The organism is Allomuricauda sp. CP2A (assembly GCF_001683915.1).
GTDB lineage: Bacteria > Bacteroidota > Bacteroidia > Flavobacteriales > Flavobacteriaceae > Flagellimonas.
In genome coordinates, this window is sequence record NZ_LXTT01000110.1 from 26,184 (window position 1) to 35,207 (window position 9,024).

Below are 9,024 nucleotides of genomic sequence, written 5' to 3' on the forward strand. Positions count from 1 at the left end.
ATGAATGCCTTGATAATTTATTTGTTTTCACTTGAAACTTCAAACGTTTTCGTAAGAATTTCATCAAAAACAGTGAAAAAAATTATGCTTGTCTAGGGTTGTTTAAGAGGCGACTCTTTTTTGGGCAAAAAACGTATCAAACTATCTTGCCCCATGGTCTCCACAGGCTCTTGAGGTTCTTCCTGTTTTTGGGGGGCTGCCTTTTCCTCTTTTTTATTGAAAACTTTTTGCATCAACTCCTTAAAACTATTGAAATCGACCTGGTATGAAAGCCCCAAGCCTTGGGTATAGCCCTGCCGTTCGGCCAGGAACTGCTGTATTTGATTTTCCCGGTTAAAAATCTTGGCACTGAGGGTTCCTTGCTCGTTCAGCAATACTTGAACCTCAACATCGCCCGCCACCACGGTTTCTGAAACGCCTCCAACGGGAACTCCTACCCTACCATTGACCAGAATGCGGTCTGATATCTGTGTGGAAACGGTGACCCCTATCCTGTTTTCGGTTTGAATGTCCGCATTGGGATCGATAAGGCCTTGTTCATAGGACAGCCCCAGATTGAACTTATCATTGTTCCCTGCCAAAATCTGATTGAGCAGGCCCGATGCCGTTTGAATGAGGTTCCCTGTTACCGCTTGTTGGTTGATGCCTGATTGTGGGTTCACAAAAGTTCCCTGTGCCAAAAGGAAAAAAGCATTCCGCTCTTTTACGGTGGGATCCTGTAATCTGTATTCCAACTCGGACTGTACCACTGAATTTGTTCCTGGAAAATCAATGCCAAAATCAATGGTGGGGCTCTCCAGTTCCCCATTCAAACGAACCACCACCTCGGTGGGAATTCTTCCCGTATACCCGGGATTGTCCAGCAGCGGTGCTGGATTGGCATTCAGGGAGTACACCGCTTCCAAATTCAATTGTGCAGCCAAGGGATCTCGTTCCCAAAGAATGGTGCCCCCCGGGCGCACCTTGAACTTTTTATCAATAACCCCACCATACTTAAAGTTGTATTCCCCGGTGACCACAACGAAGTCCCCATACATATTGAACTTCCCATTGGTATTGATCTCTATCAGCAAAATTCCTTCTCCAGTCCCTTTGAGTGAGCTTCCCGTGCTTTGGTCCACCACGATCTCCACCTCGGCCTCTGGGGTCACGGCCAAGTCAAAGGCCATTTCCAAACCTTGATAATCCTGCAATACACGCTCATCCGTAAAGGATTCCGATTCTCCCTTTTCAATAAAATTGATAAAGGAATAATCGCCCACACTGGTAACATCGCTCAAAGGGATTTTTAGGGACGTCCCCCTGGCGGTTGTGGCATCCACAGAAATGGTAAGGGCATCGGTTGGGCCATATATACTCCCTGTTCCGTTGATAAAGCCTGTACCGTAATACAGTGATTCTTCATTAAACTCGGTGTTCAGGATCATAAACCGATTGTTCTTGGTGTCCACATCCAGCCCCAGATACCAATCCTCAAAACCGGTATGGCTAATGGTGCCGTCCAAGGTGGCGGTTGTGCCTTCAACAACATCTGAAAGTCCCACGTTCTCAAAATAGAAGGTTTGATCAAACAAACGCACACGGGAATACTGTGCAAAATTATAATCCACATTCAGGTAGGGAATCCCAATCCCAGCATTTACCAAACTGAGCGAACCGTTAATGGAAGGGTTATTGACACTTCCCGTGACCTTGGCGCTTCCAATGATGCTCCCCCTGATATTGGATATGACATCCTCCCCCAAAGGGGCAAACGGTTCCAAATTAAAATCCGTGAAATTTGCGGATAGATCCAGTTCCTGCTTGTTGTTAATATTGGTGACCTTTCCATTTATGCTCATCTTCTCCTTTCCATTATCGTTGAGCCATGTGCTCACCCCAAACTGGGTAAGGTCATTGTTTCCGAATATTCCAACTTCCAAATCTCCCAAACGAATGTCGTTGACAGTGAAATTGCTGATATTTAAGCTTGATGTGGGCAAATACTTTCCATCTTTCTGCAAAATATTGAGAAAACCGTCCACAGAGCCATTTAGTTTTAAACTATCTATGGCAGGGGTGATCTTGTTCAGGGAAACGATCTTAAACTGAAGATCCAAATCTTTATAGGTTGAATCGGCAAACTCACCCCTAAGGCGAATCTGCTCGCTGTTGTCATTGTCCATCACCACATCCTCTATGCGAATGCTGTCCAACGTTCTGTTGATGATGACCTTGTTCTGGCTGTTCCCATCTTTGTTCAGTATCCAGGTGTTGCCCTTAAAACTAACATCGGATTTCTTTAGCCCAATAACGGACCTATTATTCTCATTGAACGTGTGATAGAAATTGAGGTTGTAGCTGTCATTGTATTCACTGCCTCCTTTGAACTCTGTTCTAAAGAACAGGGTATCTTTCAAGGTGGTGTTGATCAAGCTAAAATCCTTTACATCATAATAGGGCGTGGACATATCGCCAACAGAAACATAGGTGTTGAAAAGGGGGTTTTTATTGTCAATCTTTAATTCAATATTATCAAACTCGTTTCCAAAGGCCTCAATACTGGGCGATTTAAAGGTGAGCTTAAAGTCTCCTTCGTCCGCAATAATGTTGCCCCGTATAAAAGTATTGGGGTCAAAGGCCACTTCCGGGAAAAAGACATCGACAATCTTATTGTATATCTTAAAATTGAAATCCAAACGCTGCCCCTCCGAAATTTCATAGGGTTTGTAATTGGTATAAATGCTCCCCACCGAGTTCTGTACCAATTTTCCAATTTCATTGACTTTAAATTTTCCTCTTACATATCCGGTGATGATATCTGGAGAATTGATCTCCACCGTTCTGACCGTGTCTTGGTCAAAAGAGGAATACACCGAAAAATCCTCAAAATAGTAGGTGGAATTTTGGTTTTGATAGGTGGTGTTGGAAAAGCGCATTTGCCCTGCCATATCGTCCAAGGTACTTCCTTCAATATCCATGTTCACATGCCCCTTGAAAATGGAAATGCTGTCATCAATAAAATTGAGCTCCTTTAAATCGGCATAATCCACCGCTGCAATAAAGTTGAACTTGTTCTCAATACCCCCAAAATCGGCCAACCCCTTAAAATCGAACCGGAAATTTTCATCGTTGCAGAGCAAGGAGCCATCAAACAACTGATCTTTGAGTATCCCTGAAATTTTAATGTCGTTGTATTCATACCCATTGAACTGTATTTTATATACCTCTCCAATGACCTCGGTATTCAAATTTTCAGCAACAAAACCCTTTCCTTCAACATTCATATCCAAAGAGGTGAGTCCCAGTTCATCGTCACCGGTAAATTCTCCCAGATCAAAATCTATAAGTGAGATAAAACCAATGTACGAAGCATCATCTTTTGCTTGGAGGTTTGTCATTTGCACATCCAAATAACTGCTCCCCACTGCGGTGTTGAGATTGGCTTTTACATCAAGGGACGTCTCGGTTACCTCTGCATCTCCGCGAACGGTAAATTGTCCCAATTTCTGAACGGATTCCGGGATGTTCCTGCCCAAAATATTGGGCAAAAGTGCTCGTAATTGGTAATAACTGGACGTGAGATTGTCAATATCACCTCGAATCACAAACGGTGCCTGATCCGTGAACATGTTGTCCAACTCAAAATCACCGCGCACGCCCGTGTTGTCCGTGTAAAGAAATAAATTGTCAACCTCTAACTTATTGAGTACTCCTCCAAAATCACCGGTAAGGGTGACCACCCTGTCCTGCCCAAATTCATCGTAAAATGCGTTCACCTCATTGAGGGCCACCGTAGATTCCGTGAAATTGGCATCAATTTGAACACGGTCCACAAATTGTGCAAAATCCTCACGATTGTAATTGAAAACGAGATTCCCTTTAAGTTCTGATTGCTCCGTGTCTATGAGCAATGAATCAAACCGCATCTGCTGCTTGGTATAGGTAAAATCCGTGGCCAATTTTTTAAGCCGAAGCCCTCTTTTCGCATCCAAGGAAAGGTCCTCAATATTCAAAGTGACCTGTGGCCCCAAAATTTGAAAATCGTTGGCCACTATTTTTAAATCGGTAAAATTCAGCACTTCTGCGGACTCCAGGTTTTCATCGCTGAGCATAAACCGTCCTTCATTGATCTCTATCCCTTCCGATGACATAAAAAAAGGTGGGGTTCCTGGAGGTCTGGGTTTCCCATCGTCCAGTTTGGCAACAAAAACATCCAGATTGGTATCGGATTCCCCCTCATACGTCTTCAGGTTGAAGAAAAGACCATCGATCTCAATATCCCCGAACTCTAATTTGCCATTGACCATATTCCTAATATTCAATACTGAGGTGGTCAGTTTATCGATATGAGCCAAGGTGTCTTTTTTGTAATCTTCAATATAAATGCCCTTGATTCCTGCGTTCAGATTAAAAAGGGATAGACTGACCATATCAATCTGAATATTGGTGCCAAATTCCTTGTTGATGGATTCCGTGGCATATTTGGCTATTTTGGTCTGTACCGCTGGCATGGATAAAATCAAAGAGCCCAATACCAATATCAGCAAAATAGCCAATAGGAAACGAAGCAGTATTTTCCGAAGTTTTTTGATAGGGCTTTATGTTTTACCTTTGATGTCCAATTTTTGTTCCAAACCAGTGGCAAATTCAAAAAATTACATTCTTGCAATTGAATCATCATGTGATGATACGTCCGCCGCAATTCTCTGCAATACAAAAGTACTGAGCAATGTGGTGGCCACACAAGAAATCCACAAGCAATATGGAGGTGTTGTCCCAGAGTTGGCATCGCGGGCCCATCAACAAAACATTGTCCCTGTGGTACACCAAGCCTTGGCCAAGGCAAATATCGACAAAAAACAACTATCCGCCATAGCCTTTACGCGCGGCCCGGGACTCATGGGTTCATTACTTGTGGGCACTTCCTTTGCCAAGTCGTTGGCCCTAGGTCTAAACATTCCTTTGATCGAGATAAACCACATGGAGGCCCATATTCTGGCCCACTTTATTGAAGATGAAACCCAAACAGCGCCTACATTCCCATTTTTGGCCATGACCATAAGCGGGGGGCATACCCAAATTGTAAAGGTCACCGACCATTTTACGATGGAAGTTTTGGGCGAAACCCTGGATGATGCAGTAGGTGAGGCCTTTGACAAAAGTGCCAAACTCATGGGACTGCCCTATCCCGGTGGCCCGTTGGTGGACAAATATGCCCAACAGGGCAACCCTTTGGCCTTTGATTTTCCGAAACCCAAAGTGGATGGCCTCAACTTCAGTTTTAGTGGGTTAAAGACGAGCATCCTGTATTTTTTGCAGCGAGAGACCAGAAACAATCCCGATTTTGTTTCAGAAAACATCAATGATATCTGCGCTTCGGTACAATTTACAATTTTGGAGGTTTTGATGGATAAACTGAAACTTGCCGTGGAACAAACAGGTATTCAACAAGTTGCCATTGGTGGTGGTGTTGCGGCCAACTCTGGAATTCGGAATAGATTAAAAGAAGCCGAGGAAACCCTTGGTTGGACAACCTATATCCCTAAATTTGAATATTGTACCGACAACGCTGCCATGATCGGCATTGTGGGGTATTTTAAATTTATGAAAGGTGATTTTACGGACCAGAGTGTTGCCGCAAAGGCCCGTTATGCCATTGGGAGCAAATAATCATATAGAACTAGAATCCATGCAACTCTTTTATAACCCTTCCCTTGATCACAGTGCCACACAGTTTGTCTTTTCACCAGAGGAGAGCAAACATATTGCTCGGGTATTGCGAAAAAAGGAAGGGGATATTCTGCACATCACCAACGGAAAAGGGTATACGTTTGAGGCGGAAATCATGGTGGCGGACCAAAAAAAATGCAAAGCGCGAATCATCTCTACACAAAAGTCCATTCCCAAACGGTACAAGCTACATCTTGCCGTGGCTCCCACCAAAATGAACGACCGCTATGAATGGTTCCTTGAAAAAGCCACTGAAATTGGCGTGGATGAAATCACGCCCATCATCTGTGATAATTCAGAACGAAAGACCTTAAAATTGGAGCGGATGGAACGGGTATTGCAATCCGCCATGAAACAATCCCTGCAAACCGTTTTGCCCAAGCTCAACCCAGCAACCCCTCTAAAAACCTTTATTGAAGGAGAGCATATGGGATTAAAGTTCATCGGCCATTGTAACAATGGTGAAAAAATGGAATTAAAAAGAAGGGTCATTGCGGACATGGACATCACCATTCTCATTGGTCCGGAAGGTGATTTCTCAAAAGAAGAGATTGACTTGGCCAAGCAAAGGGGATTTGTTCCCATTTCCTTGGGAAATACCCGTTTACGCACGGAGACTGCTGCCGTTGTGGCTTGCGCAACGGTGGCCATTATCAATAGCTAGTTGTTTATTTGGATCTTGGCTGCGGCTGTGATGTCCAAACTTTCCGATTCCATCAATAACATCAGGGTCAAATCATCGGTTGGGGTCACCAAAGCTGGAATGGCAATGGACGAACTTCCGGTTTGACTTTCCAAATCAATATAGCGTTCATTGACCACAATATTTGAGTTTCTGAGTGTTCTATTTCTATTTTCTCCCCGTTTAACCTGGGTAGTGTGCTCATCAATCACTAAAACGGCCCGAAGCAGTTTATGGCTTAAATCCCCAGTAGTGGAATATTTAAACGAAATTTTGTCCCTTAACCTTTGGGTATCCAAAATTGCAACTGAATTTTCTGTGGTTTGGGATGTATAATACCCTATTTTGGAATAGGCTTTGGATTGATTGGACCCTACAAAGTGTTCCTTGCCATTTACCACTAGTTGTGGGGTGTAATTGTTGGGTGAACCAAACTTTCTATTATAATTACTTTGTTTTTTGGTGTAGCTCGATTTGGCAAAAGGGTCTTTCCAACCAATATAATCCCAATAATCCACATGATAGGACAAGGCAAAAACCGTTTCAGGGAACTCTTTCTTCACCTTTTCCAATACCCTATCGGCAGGAGGGCAACTGGAACAACCCTGTGAGGTAAAAAGTTCCAACACCACAAATGGCCCGTCAATAGTATTGACCATTTCCAACATATGGTCATTCTCATATTTAACGGTATACAATGCCATAAGTGACATTCCAAAGAAGGCAAATGAGAAAAACATGATCTTTTTAAACATGAATACTGTACTTTTGATTAGTTGGTTAATCGGATTTTCATGAGACAACTTACCCTATTTACCTACATTTTAACTTTTTTTATGACGACGATGGCGGATGCCCAGGAAATAGCCATCCTTAAATATGGCGGTGGTGGTGATTGGTACTCCAACCCCACGGCATTGCCCAATCTCATTCAATTTTGCAATGCCAATCTGGGGACAAGGATCACTCCAGAACCTGAAACTGTGGAAACGGGCAGTGTCACCATTTTTAAATACCCGTTTTTGCACATGACAGGGCACGGAAATGTTTTTTTTACCGATGAGGAAGCGGAAAACCTAAGGACCTATTTGCTTTCCGGTGGCTTTTTGCATATTGATGACAATTACGGCATGGCCCCTTACCTGGAAAGGGAGCTGAAAAAAGTATTTCCCGAAAAACAGTTGGAGGAATTGGGCGCGGATCATCCCATCTTTGATCAGAAATTTAAGTTCCCGGATGGGCTTCCCAAAATCCATGAGCATGATGGCAAAAGACCCCAGGCCATGGGTATTTTTGAAAAAGGAAGGTTGATTCTTTTGTTCACCTTTGAATGTGACCTTGGTGATGGTTGGGAAGACCCCTCTGTGCACAACGACCCTGAAGAGGTGCGGTTAAAAGCCCTGCAAATGGGAGCCAATATTGTGGAATACGCTTTTAAAAGTTGATATAATGACTTCAAAAACAATAGCCAACGGAATTTTAAGGGCAGTGAGCATTATAGTCGGTGTGGTGCTCTTGTGCTATTTCCTATACAAAATCCAGTCTGTTTTGGCCTATTTGGCCATAGCGGTGGTAATTGCTTTATTGGGCAGGCCGGTAGTATTGTTTTTAAGACATAAACTGAGGTTTCCCAATACCGTGGCCGTAGTGGTGACCATGGTGTTTATGCTGGCCATTTTTTTGGGGATATTGGCATTGTTCATTCCATTGATCACGGAGCAAAGCAGGAATTTATCCCTCTTGGACATTGAGGCCTTAAAAGCCGACATAAACACATTGTACATTCAAATTTTGGAATATTTTGGTGCCACTTCGGGAAATGTGGAGAACCTGATCAAGGAATCCCAACTGGAAGAGAGTATGATCAAAGATTTAAACTTTGGATTTATACCCAACTTTCTCAATACCTTTGTAAATACGCTGAGCAATTTCAGCATCGGTTTTTTCTCGGTACTCTTTATCTCATTTTTCTTTTTGAAGGACAGCAAACTTTTTCAAAACGGGATGCTCACTTTTGTACCCGATAACAAGGAAAGCAACTTGGTAAAATCCATCGACAAAATCAACGGATTGCTCTCAAGATACTTTGCCGGGATCTTGCTCCAACTGTTCATCCTCTTTATAATTTATACAATTTCACTGTTGATTGTTGGGGTGGAAAATGCCATAGTGATTGCCTTCCTTTGTGCACTCTTCAACATTATTCCGTACATAGGTCCAATCATAGGTGGAGCCATTATGATCACCCTCACCATGACCAGCTTTTTGGGGGCGGATTTTAGCACTGTAATTTTGCCAAAAGCGCTCTATGTTTTCATCGGTTTGGTGGTTGGCCAGCTCATTGATAATTTCTTTTCCCAGCCCTTTATTTTTTCCACAAGTGTAAAATCGCATCCTCTGGAAATCTTTCTTATCATCATTATTGCAGGATTGCTTTTTGGAGTGGTTGGAATGGTCGTGGCCGTACCCGGATATACCGCCATAAAGGTGGTTTTAAAGGAGTTTTTGGCCGAAAATTCCTTTGTGAAAAAGTTGACCAAAAATTTATAGTATTAGTTTGAATAAACTATTATTAAATACTGGTATACAAGATTTTATAAAAAATAATTGGAATGCTGACATCGTGTCAG

At 42.9% G+C, this 9,024-nt stretch carries 6 protein-coding genes; 4 read left to right on the forward strand and 2 right to left on the reverse strand.

Annotation, left to right across the window (positions count from 1 at the left end):
• Nucleotides 1-92: 92 nt before the first annotated feature.
• Nucleotides 93-4,493 (reverse strand): translocation/assembly module TamB domain-containing protein, encoded by a 4,401-nt coding sequence (locus A7D14_RS13125; protein ID WP_067035368.1) that lies wholly within the window; start codon nucleotides 4,491-4,493, stop codon nucleotides 93-95.
• 103 nt (nucleotides 4,494-4,596) lie between these two features.
• Here A7D14_RS13125 and tsaD point away from each other — a divergent pair, with 103 nt between their 5' ends.
• Nucleotides 4,597-5,652, forward strand: a complete 1,056-nt coding sequence (gene tsaD / locus A7D14_RS13130) for a tRNA (adenosine(37)-N6)-threonylcarbamoyltransferase complex transferase subunit TsaD (RefSeq protein WP_409552689.1) — start codon at nucleotides 4,597-4,599, stop codon at nucleotides 5,650-5,652.
• A 19-nt stretch (nucleotides 5,653-5,671) separates the two neighbouring features.
• Entirely contained in the window at nucleotides 5,672-6,376 is a 705-nt protein-coding gene (locus A7D14_RS13135) for a 16S rRNA (uracil(1498)-N(3))-methyltransferase (RefSeq protein ID WP_067035397.1), read from the forward strand.
• Here the strand turns inward: A7D14_RS13135 and A7D14_RS13140 are convergent.
• Complete coding sequence (locus A7D14_RS13140) at nucleotides 6,373-7,149, reverse strand: DUF1223 domain-containing protein (protein ID WP_083158097.1); 777 nt, start codon at nucleotides 7,147-7,149, stop codon at nucleotides 6,373-6,375. The two genes, A7D14_RS13135 and A7D14_RS13140, sit on opposite strands and share 4 nt — an antisense overlap.
• Nucleotides 7,150-7,188: 39 nt before the next feature.
• Here A7D14_RS13140 and A7D14_RS13145 point away from each other — a divergent pair, with 39 nt between their 5' ends.
• Both A7D14_RS13145 and A7D14_RS13150 read left to right on the forward strand, forming a co-directional pair.
• A complete protein-coding gene (locus tag A7D14_RS13145; RefSeq protein ID WP_067035374.1) occupies nucleotides 7,189-7,839 on the forward strand; it encodes a DUF4159 domain-containing protein in 651 nt (216 codons plus the stop codon).
• Nucleotides 7,840-7,843: 4 nt separating this feature from the next.
• Nucleotides 7,844-8,944 carry an AI-2E family transporter gene (locus tag A7D14_RS13150; protein ID WP_067035378.1) on the forward strand — a complete coding sequence of 367 codons (1,101 nt, stop codon included), beginning with the start codon at nucleotides 7,844-7,846 and terminating at the stop codon, nucleotides 8,942-8,944.
• Nucleotides 8,945-9,024 lie beyond the last annotated feature (80 nt).